Below are 22,545 nucleotides of genomic sequence, written 5' to 3' on the forward strand. Positions count from 1 at the left end.
GGGCGGGCGGCGGCAAAAGCAGCGCGAAACGCGTCAGTCCGAGCGGTACTCCTTGCGGTAGCCGCGGAACTCCGTGCGGTGGGCTTCCTCGTCGGCGAGAATCGTCACCGCGAGGTCCTCCGTGACGGGGTCGTCGGCGTCCTCGGCGGCGTCGATGAGGTCGCGGTACGTGTCGATGGCGTCCTCCTCGGCGTCGAGCACGCCGTCGATGACCGACAGCACGTCGGTAGTGTCCTCGGGCGGCTGGAGGCTGTGCTGGTGGGCTTCGAACTCCGCGGACGCGGGCGGCTGCTCGTCCAGTTGCTTGAGCCGCTCGCCGAGCTGTTCGGCGTGGGAGAGCTCCTCCTGGATGTCCGTCTGGAGGGACTCCTTGATCTCCTCGGCGCGCACGCCGTCGAGGACGATGGAGTTGGTCATGTAGTTCATCACGGTCTCGATCTCGTCGCCGTACGCCTTCCGGAGGAGGCGCGTGACCTCTTCGCTGGTCATACGTATCCCACGAGAGCGAGACGTATAGAACTGTGTGCCGCTCGCAGCGCCGCTGCGACGCCCGACGGCCGCTACGCGGGGCCTACCCGCCGCAGATAGCCGTACGGCCCGCATAACATTGTGCGCGTGGCGGTTCGGAGACGGCAACGCGTCCAATGTCCGTCCCGACCGCCCTCCAGGAGACGACTGTGGAGAGCGGTCCGGAGGCGCTCGCCGAACTGTCGCCGCTGCTCGTGAGCGCGGCGTGGTTCCTGGCGGGCGTGCTCGGCGTCGCGGCCGTCGGCTGGCTGGTCGTCGGGCCGCTCGTCGACCGCGTGGTGCGCCGGCGGAACCGGGACAACCCGACGATACAGGACGCTATCGCGCGCTACGTCCGCCTGCTGGCCCTGCTCGTCGGCGTGGTCGTCGGGGTGTCTGTCGCCGGCTACGGCCAGTTCCTCAGTGACTCCGCGCTCGTCGTCGCCGCGGGGACGCTGGCGGTCGGCGTCGCCGCGCAGACGGTCATCGGGTCGCTGGTCAGCGGCCTCGTGCTCGTGTTCGACCCGGAGTTCAGCGTCGGCGACTACATCGAGTTCGGGGACCACGAGGGCGCCGTGCAGTCGATACAGCTGCGCGCGACCCGGCTGGAGACGGCGGACGGCGAACTGGTCACGGTGCCGAACACGGCGTTGACGAACGAGGTAGTCGTGCGGCCGTACGGCCGCCGACAGTACCGGCTGGTCGACCGGGTGTCCGTGGACTACGGCGACGACCTCGGCGACGCGGTGGCGGCGGTGACGGCGGCCGCCGCCAGCGTCGACGCCGTCCTGGACGACCCGGCGCCGCAGGCATACGTCGAGGAACTCGGTGACGACGCCGTGGTGGTGCGCGCCCACTACTGGATTCCGCGGCCGGACCCCGAGGAAGTGCTGGCGGCGCGGTCGGCGTACACGCGGGCCGTCGAGGCGGCGCTCGCCGCGGCGGACGTCACCGTCAGTCCCGCACAGCAGCACGAGCTCAGCGGCCGCGTCGGACTCGACGGCGGGGGGTGACGGCGTGGGCGTCCACACTCACGGGTACTGACTCCATAACAAACCGCGCACCGGGCGAGCCAACGGACGACTCGACGGGGCGCGGAGTCGAGGGCGCGGCCGCCACCTGCGCGTGGTCGCGCCCGCGGCGCCGTCCCGTGCCGGGTCGGAGTTACGCATGCCAGGGACAGACGTCGCGGAGACGGTGGTGGTCGCCAATCCGAACAGCGGGGACGGCGGCCACGTGGAGCAGGTGCGCGAACGAGCGTCGCTTCTGGGCTACGACCTCTGGGAGAGCGAGCGCGAGGGCGACCCGGTGGAACTGGCCCGGGAGGCGGCCGCCGGTGGCGCGTCGACGGTCGTCGCGGCCGGCGGCGACGGCACGGTCAACGAGGTGCTGCAGGGCATCGACCGGGCCGACGCCCTGGACAGCGTGGCGTTCGGCGTGGTGCCGGTGGGCACGGGCAACAACTTCGCGGAGAACGTCGGCGTGACCGGTGTCGCGGACGCGTTCGACGTCCTCGAGGGCGGCCGGCGCCGCCGCATCGACGTCGGGCGGACGGGCGACCGCGTGTTCGTGAACTCCTGTGTCGCCGGCCTGACCGCGGACGCCAGCGGGAACACCTCCGACAGCATGAAGCGCCGGCTGGGCGCGCTGGCGTACGTCGTGACGACGCTGCGGTCGCTGCCGGACTACCAGTCGCTTCCGGTCTCGGTGGACATCCAGGAGGACGGCCGCGAGACGACGGCGTGGGCGGGGGACGCGATGATGGTGCTGGTGGGGAACGCGCGCCGGTTCGTGTGGGGCGACCAGACGCAGGCCGACGTCGAGGACGGCCTGTTCGAGGTGACGGTCGTCGAGGAGCTGTCCGTGACTGACGCCGTCGGCGAGGCGGTGTTCGGCCGGCTGTTCGCCGGGGACTCCGAGCACGTCACGCGGTTCCGCGCGCCCGCGCTGTCGGTGCGCGTCCGCGACCCGACGGCGACCCGGTTCAGTCTGGACGGCGAGATACTGCGCCGGGAGTCGCTGTCGATGCACACCGACCCGGGCGCCGCGACGGTGGCCGTCGGGGACGCCTACGACCCCGACCCGGGGCTGCAATGAGCGCTCGCTGCGTCGCCGCCGCGGAGGTGCAGGCGTGTTCGACGTAGACCTGCACGCCCACACGCGGTTCTTCCACCGGTCGCCGGGCCGCCCGACGGCGTACGACCCGGTCGGCGCGGAGCTGTTGTCGCTCGCGAGCCGGTGGCGGGGGATGGACGCGGTCGCGCTCACGAACCACGACTACCACGAACCGCTCGGCGCGTCCGGTGCGCGCCCGCAGTTCCTCCCCGGCATCGAGGTGACGACGACGGACGGCCACCTGCTGGTCGTCGGGCCGGACCCGCCGTCGCGGACCGAACCGGGCGCGCTCACCCCACGCGAGGTCGTCTCGCGGGCCCACGACGCGGACTGCGCGGTCGTCCTCCCGCACCCGTTCCGGCACGGCAGCGTCCGCGACAGCGGCGCGGCGTTCGACGCCGTGGAAGTCAACGGGAAGCACCCGCGCCGCGCGGCGCGCGTCCACGACCTCGCGGCCGACCTCGGCGTCCCGGTGGTCGCGGGCAGCGACGCGCACTTTCCCTTCGAGGCCGCGCGGGCGTACACTCGCGTCGACGCCGACGAGCTGACGCCGTCGGCCGTCGTGGACGCCGTCCGCGACGGCCGCGTGGAACCGCGCGTCCGCTCCGGGCCGTCGCACCGACTGGTGCGGCGGGTCTACGAGCAGATACACCGCGCGAAGTGGTAGCGGGCGCCGCGACCGGTCGGCCCGGTCAGTCCTCCTGGACGTTCTCGATGTACTCCTTCGCGGCGTGACAGTCCGGACACGTCTCCGGGATGCCGTCCTCGAGTTCCCCCCATCGCGCCGCACTCCTCGCAGCGCCACATCAGGTATCCCTCGCCGAACTCCTTGCCCGGGAGGTCCTCGCTGTTCCGCTCGGCGGGCGCCGACGGGGTGGACGCGACGTCCGCGCCGGCGTCCACGACCGCGACGTCGAACCCGGCCTTGGACGCGTCCCGGACGATGCCGACGACGTGACCCTGGTCGTCGTACACCGTGTCCCCGTTCTCGATACTGACGTCCTCGCCCTCCACAGATTCCTCCATGGGTCGGGTAGGCAGCGGAGCGCGTTCAACACCGCGCTGGCAGGGGCAAGCCGTTTTTCACGTCTCGCGTCCGCCACTGCACGCGCACGGCGACGGCCGCGACTAGAAGGACTCGTCGTCGCCGTCGTCGCCCTCCTCGGGCGCCGACCCGCCGCGGTCGCTGTAGTCGTCGCGGCCCACCGCCTCGGAGCCCACGAGGGCGTAGATCGCCTGTCGAGCCGCCTCCGCGTCCGCGTACTCCGGGTCGTCCCCCTCGAGGAGCCCGAGAACCTCGTCGAGGCGCTGGCTGCCACCCGGCAGGTCGATCTCGTAGTCGCCGTACTCGGCGACCAGCGCGTCGGCGGTCGCCGGGTAGTCGTGGGCCGCCAGTTCGTCGTCGAGAGCCCCGAGCTCGACGCCCTGCTGGCGGCTCTCCTCGCTGCCGTCCCCGTCGGTCTCGCTCGCGTCGTCTGTCGCCATGCAGTCACCTACCACGTCCACCGGTAAGCCAATTAGGGGAGAATATGCGATACAGCCCCTATCTGGACTGTTTTTCCGGGGTGAGTGGTACATAATTGGTAGGCACACCGGAGAACAGGCGCGTTCGGAACCGCCGTCGCCCGAGCCCCGTCTCGCGGTACGCAGTGGTACGGCCGCCCAGCGTCGGCGCGTCGAGAGAGCCGGGCGACACCCGCGCGACCCGTCCCGTAAGGCCGCCCTTCGGCGAGTACCTCCGATATAACATTAGCCCGTTCGCGACTACGACAGCACCAGAGGACCACCCATGACAACGACAGGAACCCACGGACGGCTGCACCGCGAGGCGGATCGAACGTGACGTCCGTCGTCGAGGTCGCCGTCCCGGCCGCGGACCTCGCGCTCGCGGAGACGTTCCAGCGCACGCCGGGCGCGACCGTCGAGTCGATGCAGGCCGCCGCCGCGGACGGGGACGCGGCGCTCTCCGTGCTCACCGTCGAGGGTGGCGAGGACGTCGAACGCGCGGTGGACCGGGACGCCACCGTCGAGGCCGCGACGGCGCTCGCGACGCTGGACGAGGAGTGCGTGCTCCGGGTGGACTGGACCGCGCCGACCGCGGAGCTGCTCCGCGTCCTGCACCCGAACGACGGCGCCGTCCTGGAGGCGCGTGCGACCGACGGCACGTGGTGGTTCCGCGTGCTGTTCGGCGAGCGCGCGATGACGGAGGACTGGCACCGCGAGTGCCGCGACTCCGCCCTCCGCGTGAACGTCGAGTCGGTGTACGGCCCGACGACGACCGTCTGGTCCCGCGAGACCGGCCTCAGCGAGAAGCAGTACGCGGCCCTCGAGTCCGCGCTCCGGCGCGGCTTCTACGAGGTGCCGCGGCGGGTGACCCTCGAGGAGCTCGCCGCCGAGTTCGACGTCACCCACCAGGCGCTGTCCGAGCGCCTCTCTCGCGCGCACAGGGCCGCCATCTCGAACGTCGTCTCGGGTGCGTTCTTCGCCACCCGCGTAGAGTGACGGGCGGACGTCGCCGGCCCGCTCGACCGCGACCGGGCGCGCACCGCTTCGGACGCCGGACTACCGCCACCGCACCATGAACGTCGCGTACAGCCTGCTCGGCACCGCGATACTCGCAGTCGCAGTCGTGGACGTCCTCTGGACGACGCTGTGGGTAGACGGCGGCTCCGGGCCGCTGTCCTCGCGGCTGACCGCGGCGCTGTGGCGCGGCCTCCGGCGAGCGGGCGACGGTCGGTCGCGCGCGCTCAGCCTCGCCGGCCCGCTGATGCTCGTGGCGACGCTCGGCGCGTGGGTGGTCGCCATCTGGGGCGGCTGGACGCTCGTGTTCGCGGGCGCCGAGGGCGCGCTCGTGAACACCCGCGAGCCCGTCGCCGTCACGTGGCCCGGCCGCGTCTACTTCGTCGCGTACACGATGTTCACGATGGGGAACGGCGACTACTACCCGGCGACGGCCGGCTGGCAGGTGGCGACCGCGCTCACGACCGCCAGCGGGATGCTGTTCGTCACGATGGGTGTCTCGTACGTGCTGTCCGTGCTCGGCTGCGTCGCGGAGAAGCGCGCGTTCGCGAACGCGGTGACGGGGCTGGGCGAGCGCGGCGAGACCATCGTCGCTCGCGGCTACAGCGGCGACTTCGACGCGCTCCACCACTCGCTGTCGTCGCTGGCCGGCGACCTCGACCTGCTGGCCGAACAGCACCTCGCGTACCCCATCCTGAACTACTACCACTGCGAGCAGCCCGCGCAGGCGGCCGTCGTCGGCGTCGCCGTCCTCGACGACGCGCTGACGCTGCTGCGATTCGGCGTCCCCGAGGGCGACCGGCCGAACCGCGCGCTCCTCGAGGCGGCGCGCGCCGCGAACGCGAACTACCTCGCCTCCCTGAACGAGTCGCTGACCGAGGACGTGGACCGCCCGCTGCCGCCACCGGACCTCGACGCGCTGCGGGACGCGGGCGTCCCGACGGTCACGGACGGCGCGTTCGACGCGGCGGTCGCCGACCTCGACGACCACCGCACGACCGTCCGGGAGGTGGTCGTGGCGGACGCGTGGGCGTGGCCGCCCCTGGACCGATGACCGACCCAGTGTTCTTCTTCGGCGGCTGGCGGCCGCTGGCGCGCATCGTCGTCGTCGGCGTCGCGATGTACGTCGCGCTCGTCGTGTTCCTGCGCGCGTCGGGCAGCCGGACGCTCGCCGACCTGAACGCCTTCGACTTCGTCGTCACGGTCGCAATCGGGTCGGTGTTCGGCCGCGCGCTCACCGCGAAGGGGCTCTCGCTCTCCGAGGCGCTCGCGGCGGCCGCCCTCCTCGTCGTCCTCCAGTACGCCGTCACGAGCGTCCAGGTGGCGTGGCCGCCGTTCGGGCGGGCCGTGACGAACCCGCCCGTGCTGCTGTACTTCCGCGACGAGTACCTGCGCACGCCGATGCGCCGCGAGCGCGTGACGGCGTCCGAGCTCCGCGCCGCGGTCCGCAAGAAGCCGGTCGGCACGCTCGCCGACGTCGATGCCGTCGTCCTCGAGTCCAGCGGCGAGTTCTCAGTCGTCCAGTCGGTCCCCTCGGCCGCCGTCCCCGGTGACGTCTTCGGCGACGAGGTGGTGGACGACGACTGGACGCCTACTCCAGAATGAACGGCCCGCCGGCCACCGGGCGACCCCCACGTGGCGGCGGCCAGCCGCGGGTAAGGAACCCTTGCCGCCCCACGGCGGCGTATAACAATACGGCAGCCGCGCGTCGGCCGAACTGCAATGAGCAAACTACTGCCGTCAGTGACGGGCCGGGAGACGACCGCCGACGCGGAATCGCAGTTGCCGGCGACCGAAGGCGACGACGCCAGTGACGGGGCGGACGACACCGGTGGGTCCCGCTGGCGCCGGCGCGCGGTGTACGCGGCGGGCGGACTCGGCGCGGCCCTGGTCTACCGACGGCTGCGCGGGCGGGACGCGACGGCGGACACCGTCGACGCGGACGAGGGGTCGAAGACGGGTCGGTCACTGAAACGGCGGGTCGGCGGCCGCGCCGGACGGCTCGCGGCGGGGTTCGTCGCCGCGTCCGTCACGAAGCGGCTGCTCCGGCGGTGGCAGCGGTGAGCGACAGCCCGGTCGCCTACGGGAGGCGGTGACGCGATGGGCGTCCTCGTGGCCGTCGAGGCGGACGACGGGTAGGCCGCCGCGAGCGGGCGGTATCGGCTCCATACCTTTACGCCGCTCCGGCGTACCGCGACCCGTGTCAAGGTCTCAGCGGGAAGCGCGCAGCGTGCGGCGGAACGCCGTCGTCGGGTGGTCGCTGCTCGGCGCGGTTCTGGTCTCGGCGGCGTACAGCACCGCGACCGGCGACCGCCTCTGGGCGGTCTTCGAGGCGGCGTTCGTCGGCATCGCGGCGCTGCCCGCGCTCGCGTCCCGCGACTGGCGCGTGCTCGTCCCGTGGCCGCTGCTGGCCGTCGGCGCGCTCGCGGTCGTCGGTCAGACGCTCGGGTTCCACGAGGAACTGACGGCGTACACGGCCGTCGCCGCGTTCGCGCTCGTCGGCGTCGCCGAGCTCGAGGCGTACACGCGCGTCGAGATGAGCCGCCGGTTCACCATCGCGTTCGCCGCGATGGCGACGATGGCCGTGCAGGGCGTCTGGACGGTCGGGCGGTTCGCCGCCGACCGAACGCTCGGCACGGACTACGTCGCGAGCCAGGCCAGCGTCCAGTGGGACTTCCTGTTCGTGACGGTCGTCGCCGCGGTCGTCGGCGTCGCGTTCGAGCTGTACTTCGGGCGAGCGGACGGCGGCGGCAGCCAGGAGGAACCGGCGGTGAGCGACCCGTGAGCGGCGACCGCGCGGACGCCGCGGAACGCCTCGCCGTCCGCGCCATGCAGGCGGTGCTCGTCGCGCTGCTCGCGTTCACGCTCGTGCGCCTCCGAGTCACCCTCGCGCTCGGCGTCGCCGTCACCCTCGCCGTGACGCTGTTGCCGGCGCTGCTGCGCCGCGAGTACCACTACTCGATGGACCCGCTGCTCGCGTTCTGGCTCACCCTCTCGGTGTTCGTCCACACCGTCGGGTCGATGGGGCCCTACGAGTGGTTCGGCTGGTACGACAGCGTCGCCCACACGGCTTCGGCCGTCGTCATCGCCGGCGTGGGGTACGTCACCCTGCGAACGTTCGAACTCCACTCCGAGGAGATAGACGTCCCCGGCGAGTTCCGGGCGGTGTTCGTCGTCGTGTTCGTGCTCGCCGCGGGCGTCTTCTGGGAGCTTCTGGAGTTCGGGTCGGGCGCGCTGGCGCGCGCGGTCGGCGCGGACGCGCCGCTGGCGGTGGACGGCGTCGGCGACATCGTCAACGACCTCGTGTTCAACACCGTCGGCGCGGTCGTCGTCGCAGCGCTCGGGACCGACTACCTGCGCGGCGCCGTCTCCTTCGTGCAGCGGCGCCTCCGGTAGCTACGCGCCGCGGACGTCGTCCATGTGGTCGATGCGCTCCTGCAGCAGCGCGTCCGTGCCGATGTCGCGGCGCACGCGCAGTCCCTCGGGGAGGTCGCCGAGCGCGGCGCTGGCCTCGGCTTCGGCGTCGGGAATCGAGGAGCCGAACCCGACGACGGCGTACGACCGCGACGTGGTGGTGTAGATGCCGTCCTCGCGGGCGTCCACGCTCGCGTAGAACAGCTCGGCGTCGTCGAGGTCGGCGGCGTCGATGGTGACGCGGGTGCCGCCCTCGGGATTCGTCGGGTAGCCGTCGGGAACGACGTACTTGCAGACGGTGGCGACGTCCGCGAACTCGGGGTCCGGCAGCGGGTCGTCGTCGCGGGCCGCCGTGAGCACGTCGATGAGCGGCGTCTCCATCGTCGGGAGCGTGTTCAGGGCCTCGGGGTCGCCGAAGCGCGCGTTGAACTCCACGACCTTCGGGCCGTCGTCGGTGAGCATGAACTGGCCGTAGAGGACGCCGCGGTACTTCGGGAGCGCGTCCACGACGGCTTCCAGCGTGTCCACGCAGGCCTCGTACTCGTCGTCGGTGACGAACGGGAGCGTCCAGTCCGGGCCGGTGTAGCTGCCCATGCCGCCCGTGTTCGCGCCCTCGTCGCCTTCGAGCGCGCGGCCGTGGTCGTGGGCGACCGGCGTCGGGCGGACGTCGCGGTTCGCGACGAACGCCTGCACGGTGACCTCCTCGCCGACGAGGCGCTCCTCGACGACCCACTCGTCGTGCTCGGAGGAACGCACGTAGTCGGCCGCTTCCGCCTTGGACAGTTGGTCGCCGGTGACGCGGACGCCCTTCCCGCCCGTCAGGCCGGCGGGCTTGACGGCGACGTCGCCCTCGACGCTCTCGACGTAGTCGGCGGCCGCGTCCGAATCCTCGAACGTCTCGAACGCCGCTTGGCCGGGGACGTCGTGCTCGGCCATGAACTCCCGCTGGAACGTCTTGTCCGTCTCGATGCGGGCGTCGGCCTGCTTCGGGCCGAACGCGTAGACGTCCTCGTCGTCGAGCGCGTCCACGACGCCCGCGGCCAGCGGTCCCTCCGGACCGACGACGGCGAGCGTCGCGTCCACGTCTAGCGCGTAGTCGACGACCGCGTCGGGGTCCTCGGTGTCGAGTTCGCGGAAGCCGTCCGCGAGTTCGGCGATGCCCGGGTTGCGGTTGCCCGCGGCCGCGTACAGTTCGCAGTCGTCGGCGAGTTCGTCGGCGATGGCGTGCTCGCGGCCGCCGCCGCCGACCAGCAGGACTCGTTCGGTCATGTCCGGTGAGAGTGAGCAAGCAAGTGTAAATCTTCCCCTACTCCGCCAGCGTGTTGTACGCGTTCGTGTATCGGGCGTGCCGCGAGAGTGGGTTTTACCCGCCGCCGCGCCCTCGTTGGGGTATGTCCGACCCGACCGCGCGGAACCGGCTCGACGAGACCGCGAGCCCGTACCTCCGCCAGCACGCCGACAACCCCGTCAACTGGCAGCCGTGGGACGAGAAAGCGTTCGAGGCCGCCCGCGAGCGCGACGTCCCCATCTTCCTCTCCATCGGCTACTCGGCCTGTCACTGGTGTCACGTCATGGAGGAGGAGTCCTTTTCCGACCCCGAGGTCGCCGAGGTGCTGAACGAGCACTTCGTCCCCATCAAGGTCGACCGCGAGGAGCGCCCGGACGTCGACTCGCTGTACATGACCGTCTGTCAGGCCGTCCGGGGTGGCGGCGGCTGGCCGCTGTCGGCGTTCCTCACGCCCGAGAAGGAGCCGTTCTACGTCGGGACGTACTTCCCGAAGGAGGCCGAGCGAAACCAGCCCGGCTTCCTCCCGCTGACGAAGCGGGTCGCCAGAGAGTGGGACCAGAACCGCGACGAGCTGGAGGAGCGCGCGGACCAGTGGATGAGCACCGCGCGCGGCGAACTGGAGTCGCTGCCCGACCCCATCGAGGTCGGCGACGAGAGCCCGCTGCTCGCCGCCGCGGACGAACTCGCGCGCGCCGCGGACGGCGACCACGGCGGGTTCGGGCGCGCGCCGAAGTTCCCGCAGGCCGGCCGCGTGAGCGCGCTGCTACGCGCGCATCACCGAGAGCGAGGTGACGGCGAGATGGGGACGCGCTACGGCGACGCCGCCCGGCACGCGCTGGACGCGATGGCCGGCGGCGGCCTCTTCGACCACCTCGGCGGCGGCTTCCACCGCTACTGCACGGACGCCGACTGGACGGTGCCGCACTTCGAGAAGATGCTGTACGACCAGGCCGCGCTCGCCGAGTTGTACGTCGACGGCTACCGGCTGTTCGGCGACCAGCGGTACGCCGAGGTCGTCGACGAGACGCTGGCGTTCGTGGACCGCGAACTCGGCCACCCCGACGGCGGCTTCTACGCGACGCTTGACGCCCGCAGCGCGCCGCCCTCGAATCCCGATGGTGACCACGAGGAGGGCGCGTTCTACGTGTGGACGCCCGACGAGGTGGCAGACGCGATTGGCGAGTACGCCGACGAAGCGCCCAGCGACGAGTCCGACGACCTGCTCGCCGACGTCTTCTGCGCGCGCTACGGCGTGGACGCCGCGGGGAACTTCGAGGACGGGCAGACGGTGCTCACGGTGTCCGCGACCCTGTCCGAACTCGCGGACGACTTCGAGCGTTCCGAGGACGAGATTGCCAGCGCGCTCGACGCCGCAGCGGAGCGCCTGCGCGTGGCTCGCGAGGACCGGCCACGGCCCGCGCGCGACGAGAAGGTACTGGCGGGCTGGAACGGCCTGATGGCGCGAGCGTACGCGGAAGCCGGGCTCGCATTGGACGACTCGTACGCCGAGCGCGCCGCCGACGCGATCGAGTACGTCCGCGGGACGCTGTGGGACGGCGAGCGGCTCTCCCGGCGCGTGATAGACGGGGACGTCGCCGGCGTGGGCTACGCGGAGGACTACGCGTACCTCGCGGCGGGCGCGCTCGCGACCTACGAGGCGACCGGCGACCACGACCACCTCGGGTTCGCGCTGGACCTCGCGGACGCCCTGCTCGCGGAGTGCTACGACGCGGAGACCGGCGCGCTCTACGAGACGCCCGAATCCGTCGAGGACGTGGGCGTGCGCTCGCAGGACGTGGCCGACGGGCCGACGCCGTCCCCCGTCGGCGTCGCTGCCGAGACGCTGCTCGCGCTGGACGCGTTCGACCCCGACGCGGGCTACGGGGACGCCGCGGGCGCGATGCTCGAACGGTACGGCGGCCGGGCCGAAACCACGCCGACGAGCCACGCGACGCTCGCGCTCGCCGCGGACACCCGCGTCGAGGGCCTGCTGGAGGTCACGGTCGCCGCGGACGCGCTCCCCCGCGAGTGGCGCGAGACGATTGGGGCGTCGTACCTCCCGCACCGCCTACTGACCGTTCGGCCGCCCGCGGAGTCCGGGCTAGCGGCGTGGCTGGAGGACCTCGGACTCGGGGACGCGCCGCCGGTGTGGGCCGAGCGGAGCGCGGCAGACGGCGAGCCCGCGGCGTACGTCTGCCGGCGCGCGTGCTCGCCGCCCGTGACGACGACCGCAGAAATCGCGGAGTGGCTCGCTGAGTTCCGCGCCTAGAGCTGCTCGGCGAGGTAAACCGCCGGCGAGACGCTCTCCTCCTCGACGAAGCGCGCGAGCTCCTCGCCGTCCTCGCGCTCGATGATGATTGTCGGGATGAGTTCGATGCCGTACTCTTCGACCTTCGGGCCGTACTTCTCGCCGTCCTCGCGCTCGACGGGGTACTGCTCGACGTTCTCGACGCCCGCGGCGTCCAGCGCGGCCGCGAAGTCCGGGAGCTGGCTGCGGCAGTCGCCGCACCAGTCGGCGCCCCAGACGTGGACGGTCACGTCGTCGCCGAGGCTCTCGAACGCTTCCACGACCTCCGGGTAGGACTTCGCGTCCCACGCCGGGTTCGGCTCCATCGTGTTCAGGCTCATAGCTATCGGTTGGCGTGGCGCGGGCAAAAGGCTCGCGCTCGCGGCGACGGCCCCACAGACTCATTTGCGAGCGCGCCCCAGTCCGCGGTGATGAGTGTCATCGAGGCCGACTCCCTGCGGAAGGCCTACGGGGACGTGCGGGCCGTGGACGGACTCGACCTCGCGGTCGACCGCGGCGAAGTGTACGGGTTCCTCGGGCCGAACGGCGCCGGGAAGACGACGACCATCGAGATTCTGACCGGCCAGCTCCGCCCGGACGGCGGCCGCGCCGAGGTACTGGGGACGGACCCCGCGAACGAGCCCGTCGAGACGCGGCGCCGGGTCGGCGTCCTCCCCGAACAGCAGACGCCGCCGAGCTTCCTCACGCCCGCGGAGTTCTTCGAGTTCGTCGGGCGCGTGCGCGGCCTCGACGACGAGACGGTCGCCGAGCGCGTCGAGGAGTGGAGCCAGCGCCTCGGGTTCGCGGCGAAACTCGACACGCTGTGCGCGGACCTCTCGCGGGGCCAACAGCAGAAAGTGATGCTGACGCAGGTGTTCGTCCACGAGCCCGACGTGGTGGTCATCGACGAGCCGCTGGCGAACCTCGACCCAATCGTCCAAGAGCAGGTCAAGCGCTACCTCCAGTCGTACGCCGAGGACGGCAACGCGGTGTTCCTCTCGACGCACAACATCGACGTCGCCGAGGACGTCTGCTCGCGCGTCGGCATCGTGACGAACGGCCGCGTCGTCGCGGAGCGCGACGTCGCCGAAACCGAGACCGACCTGCTGGACGCGTTCCTCGACGCCGTGGAGGGCGCGGACCCGCGGGACACGCCGGCGGGCGGGGTGCAGTGATGGCGTCGACGACGTGGCTGGTGTTGCGTGCGATGGCCCGCGAGGAACACCGCCTGCACGCGGCGCTGTTCGGCGGCCAGCGCTTCGGCGCGCTCCCCGTCTTCGTGGCGGTCGCGAGCGCGGCGACCGTCGGCGCGCTCCAGTTCACCGGCACGGACGCGGCCGCAATCGCGGACGGCGCGCGCGTGCTCGCGCTCGCGTTCGGCCTCTACACGGGGACCGCCGGACTGGTCGGCGACGACCTCCTGGAGCGCGCGCTCGGCGAGACCGAGGTGCTGCTCTCGACGGCGGGCTACCTGCCGCTGTCGCGGCGCCGCCTGCTCGGCGCGTTCCTCGTGAAAGACGCCGCCTACTACGCGGTGTTGTTCCTGCTGCCGATTTGCGCGGGCTTCGCGCCGCTGGTCGCGACGGGCGCGCTCGCGCCGGCGGCGCTGGGCTCGCTGTGGGTGTCGCTTTTGGTCGCGTTCGTCGTCGGGATGGTCGCCACGTTCGCGGCCATCGCGGCCCGCACGCGCGGCGTCCCGTCGTGGGCGCTCGGTGTCGTCGTCGCCGGCGGCGCCGGAGCGGTCTGGGCGACGGGGAACGCGGCCGCCGCGTGGAACGCCGTCGTCGCGACCGGCTTCCTGCACGCGCTCGCGGTGCTGGCAGCCGCGCTCGCCGCCGGCGCCGCGGCGCTCGCCGTCTACGTCCCGACGCACCGCGACCCCGCCGAGACCCGACCGAACCAGTTCGGGCCGCTCGCGGACGCCATCGGCGACGAGAACGGCCTCGTCGCGCGCACGCTGTTGGACCTCGCGCGCTCCAGCGGCGGCCTCCTCAAGCCCGTCGTGTCGGCGGCGATTCTGCTCGCGCTCGCGGCGTTCCTCGTGGACGTCGCCGCGCGCATCGTCGGCGTCACCCCGAAGCCCGGCGTCTTCTTCGGGACCGTCCTCGCGCTGAGCGCGTTCACGACGTACAACTGGCTGACGCAGTTCGACAGCGTCGAGGAGTACCTCCTGTTGCCGGTGTCGGTGCCGGCGGTGTTCCGCGCGAAGCGCACGGCGTTCCTGCTGACCGGGCTCCCCACGTCGGTGGCCGCCTACGCGGTCGTACTCGCCGTCTACGACGTATCGCTGGTGGACGCCGCCGTCGGGCTGGCGCTGCTCGGCGGGCTCTCGGTGTACCTGTTCGGCGTGACGGTCGCGCTGGCGGGCTTCGACCCGAACGAGTTCCTCTTCGACGTCCGGCGGTTCGCGCTGTTCACGGCCGGCGTCGCCGTCCCCCTCGTCCCGGTGCTGCTGGCCGCGTTCGCCACCGCCTCCGGCCCGATTCCGGCGGCGTACGCCGGCGCGCTCGTCGCCGCCAGCGCCGCCCTCGCCGCGGTCGGGGTGGGCCTCTCGCGGCGCGCCGGGCCGCGCTGGGCGGCCGTCTACGCGGCCGGGTAGGCCGGTGTCGAAGGCGGCGAGGACTGACGGTGCCCGCCACACGTTTAGTGGGGGACTACCTAGACGTGGCTAATGAAGGACAGCATCCTCGAAGCCATCGGGTCGCCGCTGGTCCGCGTCCCCGCTCCCGAGGGCGCGACCGTCGCGGCGAAACTCGAGGCGTTCAACCCCGGGGGGTCCGCGAAGGACCGGCCCGCCCGAGAGATGGTGCTGGCCGCGGAGCGCGAGGGCCACGTCTCGCCGGGCGACCGCCTCGTGGAGGCCACCAGCGGGAACACGGGCATCGGCCTCGCCGTCGTCGCTGCCGCGCGCGGCTACGACCTCACCATCGTGATGCCGGCGTCGATGTCCGAGGAGCGACGCCGCCTCCTCCGCGCGTACGGCGCGGACCTCGAACTCGTCGAGGGCAGCATGGAGACCGCCAACGAGCGCGCCGACCGGATGGCCGCCGAGGACGGCGGATTCCGCGTCAGCCAGTTCGAGAACCCCGCGAACCCGCGGGCGCACTACCGGACGACCGCCGAGGAGATAATCGACCAAGTGGAGGGCCGCGAGATAGACGCGTTCGTCGCCGGCGTCGGCACCGGTGGGACCATCACGGGCACCGCGACCCGGCTCAAGGAGGAGTACCCCGACATGGAGGTCGTCGCGGTCGAACCCGAGGAGAACGCCGTGCTCTCGACCGGCGAGTCCGGCGACGACGACTTCCAGGGGATGGGACCGGGGTTCGTCAGCGACCTCCTCGACCGCGACCTCATCGACACCGTGGAGCGCGTCGCCGTCGAGGACGCCGAGGCGACCGTCCGCGAACTCGCGCGCGAGCAGGGCATCCTCGTCGGGCAGTCCAGCGGCGCCGCCTACGTCGCCGCCGAGCGCGTCGCCGAGCGCATCGCCGAACCCGGGCTGAACTGCCCGGAAGCCGACTTCGACGCCGCCGACCTCGCGGACGCCGGCCTCGACGAGGACGCCCTCGCCGACGGCGGCACGCCCGACTACGACGACTGCCCGCTCGTGGTCACGGTGTTCCCGGACTCCGGCGAGCGCTACCTCTCCGCGGGCGTCTTCGACGCCTGATTAGGCCTCGAACTCGGCTTCTGTCACGCGCACGACCACCGTCTCCTCGACGTCCCGGAGGTCGTAGTCGGGCCGCTCGCCCTGCACGCGCGTGACGTACATCGGCTCGACGAGTTCGCCGTCCTCCACGCCGTAGACCTTCAGCCGCGCGTCCGTCTCCGGCGCGCGCACGTCGCCGTCCCGGACGTCCGCCGCGAGGTCGCGGGAGAGCCACTCGTCGTCGGCCACGGACGGTTCGAGGACGAACGCCTCCTCGGCGAGCCGGACGAGATACCAGTTCAGGTCGTTTAGAAGCGACACCGCGGCGCCGAGGCTCACGGTGTCGACGGCGACCGTGTTCTCGTACGGCGACCGCACGTCGTAGGTCGCCAGCGCGCGCCGCGCGGTCTCGTAGGCGAACAGCTCCGTGCGGAGGTCCACCTCCGGCTTGCCGACGATGCAGACGCGGGTCACGCCGGCACCCCCTCCGAGACTTCGATGCCGTCGGCGACCGCGTCGGCCCACTCGAAGAGGTCGTCGGGTTCGTCCTTCCGGACGCTGTCCATCGAGGCGGCCGTCAACGGTTGATTAGGCGCGAGGCGCTCGCAGCCGACGTTCAGCGTGGAGTCGCGGTACGTGCCGATGCCGCGGGCGCGAGCGATTATCTCCTGCTTGTCGAGCGCGAACAGCGGCCGGTGGACCGGGAGGTCGGTGACGCGGTCCACGACCGCGAAGTTCGCGGCGGTCTGACTGGACTTCTGCCCCAGCGACTCGCCCGTGACGACGCCGACGGCGCCGACCTGTTCGGCGAACCGTTCGGCGACCCGGTACATGAACCGGCGGTAGGAGAGCATCCGCGTGCGACCGACCTCGTCGCCGAGGCGTTCGACCGCGTCGCCGGCGTCGGCCACGCGCAGCCGCAGGTCGAAGTTCGGCGCGTACGCCGCGAGGTTGCGCGCCGTCTCCTCGGCGCGGGCGCGGTGGTCGGGGCCGCCGTACGGCCCGAGGTCGAGGTACAGCGGGACGACCGGCGACCCGCGCTTCATCGCCTCCCACGCCGCGACCGGCGAGTCGATGCCGCCGGAGACGAGCGCGACCAGCGGCTTCTGCGTGCCCAACGGCATCCCGCCGGGGCCGTCGCGGTGCTCCACGAAGACGAACGCCTCCTCGTGGCGGACCTCCACGGAGAACGTGATGTCGGGGTCGTCGAGGTCCACTTCCGGGCGGACGTCCTGCTCGACGGCGTGCCAGACGGCGTCCCCGCCCTCGCGGTTGACGTCGTGGCTGCCGAAGTCGTGGTCGCCGACGCGGCGGGCGTCCACCGCGTACGCGCCGCCGTCGTAGCACTCGCGGGCGGTCAGCGCGAGCGCGCCGCGAATCGAGCGCAGCTCCGCGGGCACCGAGAGCGCGGGGCTCGCGGAGACGACGCCGAACGTGTCGGCGGCGGCCTCGGCGGCGGCGTCCGGGTCGGGCGTGCGGACGAGCAGGCGGCCCCACTCGCGTTCGACGTCGCCCGGAATCCCGCGGTCGTCGAGGATGGCTTGGAGGTTCTCGCGGAGCCGGCGCTCCATGTCCGACTGCACCGAACTCGACTTCACGCCGACGTCGCCGTGCCGGACGACGACGGCGTCCGCACCGGGCGGTAGCATGGTAGCAGGAAGCCGACCCGGCAGTAAACACCTATCGCCTGCCGGCGGAGAACACTCGCAGACCGGGGGGTCCACCGGGGCGACGCGCACCGAGAACGCGGTCGCCAGCGGCTCCGGACTCGGACGTGGTGAGCGGCGAAATTACGGAAGAACAGCGCGTTCGCCGAGCGAACTGCGAGCGCTTAGATGCGGCCGACTTCCTCGACGCCGACGCTCTCGACGTCGTCGACGTTCGAGAAGGCCTCCTCGACGGCTTCCGTGCCGCCCGCGTCGTCGGGCACGATGACCGTCGTGAGGAGCGCGGTGAGGCCGAACGCGACCTCCTCGGTCTCGACGCCGTTGATCTTCGCGCCCTCGGGAAGGGACTCCGAGAGGCGCTCCTCGAGGTCGTCGAGGTCGACGTCGGGGCTCTCCGGCATGACCTTGAGGACGGCGGCGACCTTCCCCATCGTTACGGCCCCCGGAACCCGCAGTCGGGACACTCGTAGAGGTTGCTCTGCTTGCGGCACTTCGCGCAGCGGTAGATCTGCTGGCCGCAGTCCGGGCACTTGAACGCGGCGGCGGTCGTGCCGGAGATGTTGATGCCACAGGACACGCACTTGCGCGCCCGTTTGGCTTCGGTTTCGGTTTCGCTCATACGTTGTTTTGCGCCCGGACGCGTTTTAACCGTTGTCTTTCGGCGTCGCCGACCGGTAGCTAGCTCCCGGGGAGGATGTCGCCGAGGGCGGCGCCGATGGCCATCGGGAGGAGCGCGACGGCGACCGTGGACGCGGCGAGCATCGGGTCCGTCCACGAGATGCGGCCCCACGCGGTCAACAACAGCGTCGCCGTGACCGTGGACGCGCCGAGGACGCCGACGAGGCGGCGCGGGATGACGCCGAGAATCGGGTCCGCGACGCGGACGTCCTGGAACTGCGCGACGTACAGCAGGCCGTAGACGATGACGACGGTGCTGGCGAGGCTCCCCACGAGCAACGGGAGGTGGCCGGCGAGGAACTCGCCGGCCTCGTTGGTGCCGCCCTCGACGGCCATCGGGATGCCGAACAGGAGGCTGCCCAGCAGGGCTTCCGCGAGGTCGTTGGCGTCGAAGCCGTAGATGACGCGGCCGAACGTCGCCTCGGGCTGCATGTCGGTGGCCATCTCCTTCACTTCGCGGAGCTGCTGGCGGGCTTCGTCGTCCTCGACGTGGTCGTCTAAGTCTTCGAGTTCGTCGAAGAGGTCCGAGAAGTCCCGCTGGCTCTCGGACGGTCCCGGTGGTGCGCTCATGTACGGGGACAGTGCCGTCCACCCACTTAAAACAGACAGCAGCCGGAGCTCCGAGTTACACGAGTGGGTTTAACCCCGCGCGGCCGGTACGCCTGCACATGACTGAACAGGGGTGGTTCGTCGGCGTCGAGCCCGGCGACGCCGCCGCGATGGGCGAAGCCGTCCGCGAAGGCGAGGCGGACGCACCCGCGGACTGGCCCGAGCGGGCCGTCGACGCGGGGTTCGCCGACGACGCCGACGAGTACTACGAGCTGCTGCGGGACGCGACGCTGGCGGGGACGCGGGCCGCCGTCCGCGAGCGCGAGGCCGCCGACGACCAGCAACTGATTCACGCGGTGCGCGCGGCCGCGGACCTCGCGGACGCCGCCAACGAGCTCGCCGAGCGCGGCACGGAGTGGGCGGGAAGCGTCTTCGCGGACGTTGACAGCGGCGTCGAGGGCGCGCGCGAGGTCGCGGAGCGCGAACCGGAGAACGCCACCGAGGAGCGCGCGGTCGCGCTCTGCGAGCGCGTCGCGGGCCTCGCCGACGAGCGCGACGACGTCCGCGAGTACGTCGAGCGGCAGGCGCCGACGGTCGCGCCGAACCTCTCGAACCTCGCGGGGCCGATGCTCGCCGCGCGCCTGATTGCGCTGGCGGGCGGCCTCGACGACCTCGCGAAACAGCCCAGCGGCACCGTGCAGGTGCTTGGCGCGGAGGACGCGCTGTTCGCGCACCTCCGCGGCCACGCGCCGTCGCCGAAGCACGGCGCCATCTACACGCACGACTACGTGCGCAACACCCACCCCGAGCACCGGGGGTCGGCGGCGCGCGCACTGGCCGGGAAGCTCTCTATCGCCGCGCGCATCGACCACTACTCGGGGGACCTGCGGCCCGAGTTGCGGGAGGAACTGGACGAGCGAATCGAGCGCATCCGCGCTCGTGATACGGAATGAGTCTCCCGGAGGGCGTCCAGCGCCGCGAGTTCGATGGCGAGGAAGTGCTCGCGACGCGCGGCGAGCCGGTGTACGGCGAGCCCGTCGTCGAGGGGTGGCGGCGCTGGGACGCGTCCCGCTCGAAGCTCGGCGCGACGTTCGCGCACGGCCTCGACACGGGCCTGTCCGGCGGTGACGGCGTGCTCTACTTGGGCGCGGCGAACGGGACGACCGTGAGCCACGTCGCGGACTTCGAGGGCCCAACGTACGCCGTCGAGTTCGCGCCGCGGCCCGTCCGCGACCTGCTCGGCGTCGCCGAGGACCGCGGGAACCTCTTCCCGCTGCTGAAGGACGCGCGCAAGCCCGAGACGTACGCCCACGTCGTCGAATCCGGGCTGGACGCCATCGTGCAGGACGTGGCGACGCGCGGGCAGGCGGACGTCGCGCTCGCGAACCGCCAGTTCCTCGCCGACGACGGCCGGTTCGTCGGCGCCATCAAGGCGCGCAGCGAGGACGTCACGCGCGAGCCCGAGGCCGTCTTCGAGGACGTCCTCGACCGGCTGCGCGAGGGGTACGAGGTGCTCTCGACCGACCGGCTGGAGCCACACCACGACGACCACCTCGCGGTCGTCGCGACGCCGAAGTAGCCGCGATAGGTCGAGGGGGAGACACCCGGTAGCTCCGCCGACTTCCAGAACTATTTACGGCCGCCACGGGTAACTCCCGCCAGCATGGACGTGGGTTCGCCGGAAGCGTTCGCGGAACTGGGGACGCTCGGCGTCGAGGAGGAGTTCTTCGTCGTCGGCGAGGACGGCGTCCCGACGGCCGGCACCGACCGGCTGGTCTACGAGGCCGAGCCGCCGGAGCTGCTGGAGGGACGCCTCGACCACGAGCTGTTCAAGTTCGTCGTGGAGACGCAGACGCCGAAGCTCGACGGCCCGGGCGACGCCGCCGACGCGGTACGGGACGTGCGGGCGGCGCTGGTCGCGCACGCCGAGGCCAACGGCTACCGCATCGCCGCCGCGGGCCTCCACCCGGGCGCTCGCTGGCGCGAACACGAGCACGCCGAGAAGCCTCGCTATCGCTCCCAGCTCGAACGCATCCAGTACCCACAGCACCGCAACACGACCGCCGGCCTGCACGTCCACGTCGGCGTGGACGACGCGGACAAGGCGGTGTGGGTGGCGAACCAGTTGCGCTGGCACGTCCCCGTGATGTTGGCGCTGTCGGCGAACTCGCCGTTCTGGAACGGCTTCGACACGGGGCTGGCGTCGGCGCGCGCGAAAATCTTCGAGGGGCTCCCGAACACCGGGATTCCCACCGAGTTCGACTCCTACGCGGACTTCGACCGCTTCGAGCGGCTGATGGTGGAGAACGGCGCCATCGAGGACCGCGGCGAACTCTGGTACGACGTGCGCCCGCACTCCGGGCACGGCACCGTCGAAGTCCGGGCGCCCGACGGGCAGGCCGACCCCGAGACGGTGCAGGCGTTCGTGGAGTACACGCACGCGCTCGTCGTGGACTACGCGAAGCGCTACGAGGACGCCGACGAACCCACGGTCACGGACGTCTTCGGGGACGGCGACCCGAGCGGCGCGCTCCGCCGCGAGGTCTTAGACGAGAACAAGTGGCGGGCGACCCGACACGGCCACGACGCGGCGTTCGTCCGGCGGGACGCCGGCGGCGAGGTGTCGCTCGGCGAGGTCGTCGAGCGCGAGTGCGAGCGCCTCGGCGTCTCCGGCATCCGGGATGTCTACGAGGCGGAGTCGGGCGCGAGCGCGCAGCGCCGGCTGCTCGCCGAAGCCGGGGAAGCGGCGCTGTACGAGTCGCTGGTCCTCTGAGCGGTACCGGGCGAGCCCGCGGGGGGCGAAGAGCTTTTCATCCACACGTCGCTTTTGACCCGAACGAGACGACGCATGTCCGAGGACACTACCGACGAGACAGCGGGGGAGGACCAGTCGCCGCGGGACCGACTCGGGGAGGAGAAAGAGCGCGCCGTCGCGGGCTTCGACCAGGGGGTCGTCGACATCCTCTCGTGGGTGCTCGACACGGAGACGCGGGCGCGCATCTTCGTCTACCTCCGCCAACACCCGTGGAGCACCAGCGAGGAGGTCGCCGACGGCACGGGGCTGTACCCCTCGACGGTCCGCGAGGCGCTCGCGGAGCTCGCCGAGGAGGACGTCGTCGAGCGCCGCAAGCGTCAGAGCGAGGGCGCCGGCAACAACCCCTACGAGTACACCGCCATCGCGCCCAGCGACCTCGTGGGCGGCGTCGTCGGCCGCGTGCAGGACGAACTCAACACCGTGTTCAACCTCGACGCGCACCTCGGCAGCGAGGACGCCGACGCCGCCGACGAACCCGTCCGCATCGAGGTCGAAGCCGCCGACGACGGCGACGAGGACGAACAGCGCTCCTGAACCCAAACTGGTAAACGCGGCGGGGTCTTCCGCCGGCGTATGAACGTCGCCCTCGGTGGGACGTTCGACCCGATTCACGACGGCCACCGCAAGCTCTTCGAGCGCGCGTTCGAACTCGGTGACGTCACCGTCGGGTTGACCAGCGACGAACTCGCCGCACAGACGCGCAGCGTCGACCGCGCGGTCCGGCCGTTCGAGGAACGCGAGCAGGACCTCCAGGACGAACTCGCCGACATCGCCGGGGACTACGGCAGCGAGTTCGAGGTGCGGAAGCTGGAGGAGCCCACCGGCATCGCCACGGAGCCCAAATTCGACGTGCTCGTGGTCTCGCCGGAGACGAAGGCGACGGGCGAGCGCATCAACGACATCCGCGAGGAGCGCGGCCACGACCCGCTGGACATCGAAGTCGTCGACCACGTCCGCGCCGAGGACGGCGACATCATCTCCTCGACGCGCATCGTGCAGGGAGAAATCGACGAACACGGCAACATCACGCCCGACCGCGACGGTCGCTAGTTC

General features: G+C 72.0%; 28 protein-coding genes. 18 read left to right on the plus strand and 10 right to left on the minus strand.

The features are described 5' to 3' along the window. Positions 1-33 precede the first annotated feature (33 nt). On the minus strand, positions 34-489 hold the full coding sequence (locus ABSL23_RS12235; RefSeq protein ID WP_353633918.1) for a ferritin-like domain-containing protein: 456 nt from the start codon (positions 487-489) through the stop codon (positions 34-36). 155 nt (positions 490-644) lie between these two features. Here ABSL23_RS12235 and ABSL23_RS12240 point away from each other — a divergent pair, with 155 nt between their 5' ends. The 3 genes from ABSL23_RS12240 to ABSL23_RS12250 all read left to right on the plus strand — a co-directional run bounded on the left by ABSL23_RS12240 (position 645) and on the right by ABSL23_RS12250 (position 3,289). Beyond that, a complete protein-coding gene (locus tag ABSL23_RS12240; RefSeq protein ID WP_353633919.1) occupies positions 645-1,520 on the plus strand; it encodes a mechanosensitive ion channel domain-containing protein in 876 nt (291 codons plus the stop codon). 157 nt (positions 1,521-1,677) lie between these two features. Next, entirely contained in the window at positions 1,678-2,604 is a 927-nt protein-coding gene (locus ABSL23_RS12245) for a YegS/Rv2252/BmrU family lipid kinase (RefSeq protein WP_353633920.1), read from the plus strand. 34 nt (positions 2,605-2,638) lie between these two features. Next, positions 2,639-3,289: a PHP-associated domain-containing protein gene (locus tag ABSL23_RS12250; protein WP_353633921.1), complete on the plus strand. Its 651-nt coding sequence runs from the start codon at positions 2,639-2,641 to the stop codon at positions 3,287-3,289. On the opposite strand, the gene ABSL23_RS12255 is transcribed toward ABSL23_RS12250, so the two are convergent. Both ABSL23_RS12255 and ABSL23_RS12260 read right to left on the minus strand, forming a co-directional pair. Beyond that, the gene (locus tag ABSL23_RS12255) at positions 3,259-3,648 is read right to left on the minus strand and encodes a hypothetical protein (RefSeq protein ID WP_353633922.1); all 390 of its coding nucleotides are present in this window, start codon (positions 3,646-3,648) and stop codon (positions 3,259-3,261) included. The two genes, ABSL23_RS12250 and ABSL23_RS12255, sit on opposite strands and share 31 nt — an antisense overlap. Before the next feature lie 102 nt (positions 3,649-3,750). Then, positions 3,751-4,107: a hypothetical protein gene (locus ABSL23_RS12260; RefSeq protein ID WP_353633923.1), complete on the minus strand. Its 357-nt coding sequence runs from the start codon at positions 4,105-4,107 to the stop codon at positions 3,751-3,753. Between the two features lie 354 nt (positions 4,108-4,461). Between ABSL23_RS12260 and ABSL23_RS12265 the strand changes: the two genes are divergently transcribed. The 6 genes from ABSL23_RS12265 to ABSL23_RS12290 all read left to right on the plus strand — a co-directional run bounded on the left by ABSL23_RS12265 (position 4,462) and on the right by ABSL23_RS12290 (position 8,538). Continuing rightward, positions 4,462-5,124: a helix-turn-helix domain-containing protein gene (locus ABSL23_RS12265; protein ID WP_353633924.1), complete on the plus strand. Its 663-nt coding sequence runs from the start codon at positions 4,462-4,464 to the stop codon at positions 5,122-5,124. Between the two features lie 76 nt (positions 5,125-5,200). Then, positions 5,201-6,196: a potassium channel family protein gene (locus tag ABSL23_RS12270; RefSeq protein ID WP_353633925.1), complete on the plus strand. Its 996-nt coding sequence runs from the start codon at positions 5,201-5,203 to the stop codon at positions 6,194-6,196. Further along, positions 6,193-6,747, plus strand: a complete 555-nt coding sequence (locus tag ABSL23_RS12275; protein ID WP_353633926.1) for a YetF domain-containing protein — start codon at positions 6,193-6,195, stop codon at positions 6,745-6,747. Before ABSL23_RS12270 ends, ABSL23_RS12275 begins: the two co-directional genes overlap by 4 nt. A gap of 117 nt (positions 6,748-6,864) precedes the next feature. Further along, the gene (locus ABSL23_RS12280; RefSeq protein ID WP_353633927.1) at positions 6,865-7,206 is read left to right on the plus strand and encodes a hypothetical protein; all 342 of its coding nucleotides are present in this window, start codon (positions 6,865-6,867) and stop codon (positions 7,204-7,206) included. Positions 7,207-7,342: 136 nt separating this feature from the next. Beyond that, complete coding sequence (locus ABSL23_RS12285; RefSeq protein WP_353633928.1) at positions 7,343-7,927, plus strand: hypothetical protein; 585 nt, start codon at positions 7,343-7,345, stop codon at positions 7,925-7,927. Then, the gene (locus ABSL23_RS12290; protein WP_353633929.1) at positions 7,924-8,538 is read left to right on the plus strand and encodes a hypothetical protein; all 615 of its coding nucleotides are present in this window, start codon (positions 7,924-7,926) and stop codon (positions 8,536-8,538) included. Before ABSL23_RS12285 ends, ABSL23_RS12290 begins: the two co-directional genes overlap by 4 nt. Here the strand turns inward: ABSL23_RS12290 and purD are convergent, their stop codons facing one another. Then, positions 8,539-9,825, minus strand: a complete 1,287-nt coding sequence (gene purD / locus ABSL23_RS12295) for a phosphoribosylamine--glycine ligase (protein ID WP_353633930.1) — start codon at positions 9,823-9,825, stop codon at positions 8,539-8,541. Between the two features lie 122 nt (positions 9,826-9,947). Here purD and ABSL23_RS12300 point away from each other — a divergent pair, with 122 nt between their 5' ends. Further along, positions 9,948-12,113 (plus strand): thioredoxin domain-containing protein, encoded by a 2,166-nt coding sequence (locus tag ABSL23_RS12300; RefSeq protein ID WP_353633931.1) that lies wholly within the window; start codon positions 9,948-9,950, stop codon positions 12,111-12,113. Here the strand turns inward: ABSL23_RS12300 and ABSL23_RS12305 are convergent. Further along, positions 12,110-12,472 carry a thioredoxin family protein gene (locus tag ABSL23_RS12305; protein ID WP_353633932.1) on the minus strand — a complete coding sequence of 121 codons (363 nt, stop codon included), beginning with the start codon at positions 12,470-12,472 and terminating at the stop codon, positions 12,110-12,112. The two genes, ABSL23_RS12300 and ABSL23_RS12305, sit on opposite strands and share 4 nt — an antisense overlap. A gap of 90 nt (positions 12,473-12,562) precedes the next feature. Here ABSL23_RS12305 and ABSL23_RS12310 point away from each other — a divergent pair, with 90 nt between their 5' ends. From ABSL23_RS12310 to ABSL23_RS12320, 3 genes are all read left to right on the plus strand, one after another. Continuing rightward, positions 12,563-13,306 (plus strand): ABC transporter ATP-binding protein, encoded by a 744-nt coding sequence (locus ABSL23_RS12310; RefSeq protein WP_353633933.1) that lies wholly within the window; start codon positions 12,563-12,565, stop codon positions 13,304-13,306. Then, positions 13,306-14,730, plus strand: coding sequence for a hypothetical protein (locus tag ABSL23_RS12315; protein WP_353633934.1), 1,425 nt, complete (start codon positions 13,306-13,308; stop codon positions 14,728-14,730). The genes ABSL23_RS12310 and ABSL23_RS12315 overlap by 1 nt, the downstream gene beginning before the upstream one ends. Positions 14,731-14,802: 72 nt before the next feature. After that, positions 14,803-15,804, plus strand: a complete 1,002-nt coding sequence (locus tag ABSL23_RS12320; protein ID WP_353633935.1) for a PLP-dependent cysteine synthase family protein — start codon at positions 14,803-14,805, stop codon at positions 15,802-15,804. Here the strand turns inward: ABSL23_RS12320 and ABSL23_RS12325 are convergent, their stop codons facing one another. From ABSL23_RS12325 to ABSL23_RS12345, 5 genes are all read right to left on the minus strand, one after another. Beyond that, a complete protein-coding gene (locus tag ABSL23_RS12325) occupies positions 15,805-16,257 on the minus strand; it encodes a DUF5804 family protein (RefSeq protein ID WP_353633936.1) in 453 nt (150 codons plus the stop codon). Next, positions 16,254-17,432 (minus strand): tRNA sulfurtransferase, encoded by a 1,179-nt coding sequence (locus tag ABSL23_RS12330; protein ID WP_353633937.1) that lies wholly within the window; start codon positions 17,430-17,432, stop codon positions 16,254-16,256. The genes ABSL23_RS12325 and ABSL23_RS12330 overlap by 4 nt, the downstream gene beginning before the upstream one ends. A gap of 182 nt (positions 17,433-17,614) precedes the next feature. Then, complete coding sequence (locus ABSL23_RS12335; protein ID WP_059056937.1) at positions 17,615-17,881, minus strand: elongation factor 1-beta; 267 nt, start codon at positions 17,879-17,881, stop codon at positions 17,615-17,617. Positions 17,882-17,883: 2 nt separating this feature from the next. Then, a complete protein-coding gene (locus ABSL23_RS12340; protein ID WP_059056938.1) occupies positions 17,884-18,069 on the minus strand; it encodes an HVO_2753 family zinc finger protein in 186 nt (61 codons plus the stop codon). A 59-nt stretch (positions 18,070-18,128) separates the two neighbouring features. Then, positions 18,129-18,698 carry a DUF2391 family protein gene (locus ABSL23_RS12345; RefSeq protein ID WP_353633938.1) on the minus strand — a complete coding sequence of 190 codons (570 nt, stop codon included), beginning with the start codon at positions 18,696-18,698 and terminating at the stop codon, positions 18,129-18,131. 98 nt (positions 18,699-18,796) lie between these two features. On the opposite strand from ABSL23_RS12345, the gene ABSL23_RS12350 reads away from it, so the two are divergent. From ABSL23_RS12350 to ABSL23_RS12370, 5 genes are all read left to right on the plus strand, one after another. Further along, positions 18,797-19,630, plus strand: a complete 834-nt coding sequence (locus ABSL23_RS12350; RefSeq protein WP_059056941.1) for an NOP5/NOP56 family protein — start codon at positions 18,797-18,799, stop codon at positions 19,628-19,630. Next, entirely contained in the window at positions 19,627-20,256 is a 630-nt protein-coding gene (locus tag ABSL23_RS12355; RefSeq protein ID WP_353633939.1) for a fibrillarin-like rRNA/tRNA 2'-O-methyltransferase, read from the plus strand. The genes ABSL23_RS12350 and ABSL23_RS12355 overlap by 4 nt, the downstream gene beginning before the upstream one ends. A gap of 84 nt (positions 20,257-20,340) precedes the next feature. Beyond that, the gene (locus tag ABSL23_RS12360; RefSeq protein ID WP_353633940.1) at positions 20,341-21,450 is read left to right on the plus strand and encodes a glutamate--cysteine ligase; all 1,110 of its coding nucleotides are present in this window, start codon (positions 20,341-20,343) and stop codon (positions 21,448-21,450) included. A 75-nt stretch (positions 21,451-21,525) separates the two neighbouring features. Beyond that, positions 21,526-22,026 (plus strand): winged helix-turn-helix domain-containing protein, encoded by a 501-nt coding sequence (locus ABSL23_RS12365; protein ID WP_059056944.1) that lies wholly within the window; start codon positions 21,526-21,528, stop codon positions 22,024-22,026. 39 nt (positions 22,027-22,065) lie between these two features. Next, complete coding sequence (locus tag ABSL23_RS12370) at positions 22,066-22,542, plus strand: phosphopantetheine adenylyltransferase (protein ID WP_353633941.1); 477 nt, start codon at positions 22,066-22,068, stop codon at positions 22,540-22,542. Positions 22,543-22,545 lie beyond the last annotated feature (3 nt).

The organism is Halobacterium sp. NMX12-1 (assembly GCF_040435975.1).
GTDB lineage: Archaea > Halobacteriota > Halobacteria > Halobacteriales > Halobacteriaceae > Halobacterium > Halobacterium hubeiense.

Coding starts and splice junctions, on each gene's coding strand:
- ABSL23_RS12235 (WP_353633918.1), bottom strand. CDS start 489: ATGACCAGCGAAGAGGTCACGCGCCTCCTCCGGAAGGCGTACGGCGAC.
- ABSL23_RS12240 (WP_353633919.1), top strand. CDS start 645: ATGTCCGTCCCGACCGCCCTCCAGGAGACGACTGTGGAGAGCGGTCCG.
- ABSL23_RS12245 (WP_353633920.1), top strand. CDS start 1,678: ATGCCAGGGACAGACGTCGCGGAGACGGTGGTGGTCGCCAATCCGAAC.
- ABSL23_RS12255 (WP_353633922.1), bottom strand. CDS start 3,648: ATGGAGGAATCTGTGGAGGGCGAGGACGTCAGTATCGAGAACGGGGAC.
- ABSL23_RS12260 (WP_353633923.1), bottom strand. CDS start 4,107: ATGGCGACAGACGACGCGAGCGAGACCGACGGGGACGGCAGCGAGGAG.
- ABSL23_RS12270 (WP_353633925.1), top strand. CDS start 5,201: ATGAACGTCGCGTACAGCCTGCTCGGCACCGCGATACTCGCAGTCGCA.
- ABSL23_RS12275 (WP_353633926.1), top strand. CDS start 6,193: ATGACCGACCCAGTGTTCTTCTTCGGCGGCTGGCGGCCGCTGGCGCGC.
- ABSL23_RS12280 (WP_353633927.1), top strand. CDS start 6,865: ATGAGCAAACTACTGCCGTCAGTGACGGGCCGGGAGACGACCGCCGAC.
- purD (WP_353633930.1), bottom strand. CDS start 9,825: ATGACCGAACGAGTCCTGCTGGTCGGCGGCGGCGGCCGCGAGCACGCC.
- ABSL23_RS12300 (WP_353633931.1), top strand. CDS start 9,948: ATGTCCGACCCGACCGCGCGGAACCGGCTCGACGAGACCGCGAGCCCG.
- ABSL23_RS12305 (WP_353633932.1), bottom strand. CDS start 12,472: ATGAGCCTGAACACGATGGAGCCGAACCCGGCGTGGGACGCGAAGTCC.
- ABSL23_RS12310 (WP_353633933.1), top strand. CDS start 12,563: ATGAGTGTCATCGAGGCCGACTCCCTGCGGAAGGCCTACGGGGACGTG.
- ABSL23_RS12315 (WP_353633934.1), top strand. CDS start 13,306: ATGGCGTCGACGACGTGGCTGGTGTTGCGTGCGATGGCCCGCGAGGAA.
- ABSL23_RS12320 (WP_353633935.1), top strand. CDS start 14,803: ATGAAGGACAGCATCCTCGAAGCCATCGGGTCGCCGCTGGTCCGCGTC.
- ABSL23_RS12330 (WP_353633937.1), bottom strand. CDS start 17,432: ATGCTACCGCCCGGTGCGGACGCCGTCGTCGTCCGGCACGGCGACGTC.
- ABSL23_RS12335 (WP_059056937.1), bottom strand. CDS start 17,881: ATGGGGAAGGTCGCCGCCGTCCTCAAGGTCATGCCGGAGAGCCCCGAC.
- ABSL23_RS12340 (WP_059056938.1), bottom strand. CDS start 18,069: ATGAGCGAAACCGAAACCGAAGCCAAACGGGCGCGCAAGTGCGTGTCC.
- ABSL23_RS12345 (WP_353633938.1), bottom strand. CDS start 18,698: ATGAGCGCACCACCGGGACCGTCCGAGAGCCAGCGGGACTTCTCGGAC.
- ABSL23_RS12350 (WP_059056941.1), top strand. CDS start 18,797: ATGACTGAACAGGGGTGGTTCGTCGGCGTCGAGCCCGGCGACGCCGCC.
- ABSL23_RS12355 (WP_353633939.1), top strand. CDS start 19,627: ATGAGTCTCCCGGAGGGCGTCCAGCGCCGCGAGTTCGATGGCGAGGAA.
- ABSL23_RS12360 (WP_353633940.1), top strand. CDS start 20,341: ATGGACGTGGGTTCGCCGGAAGCGTTCGCGGAACTGGGGACGCTCGGC.
- ABSL23_RS12365 (WP_059056944.1), top strand. CDS start 21,526: ATGTCCGAGGACACTACCGACGAGACAGCGGGGGAGGACCAGTCGCCG.
- ABSL23_RS12370 (WP_353633941.1), top strand. CDS start 22,066: ATGAACGTCGCCCTCGGTGGGACGTTCGACCCGATTCACGACGGCCAC.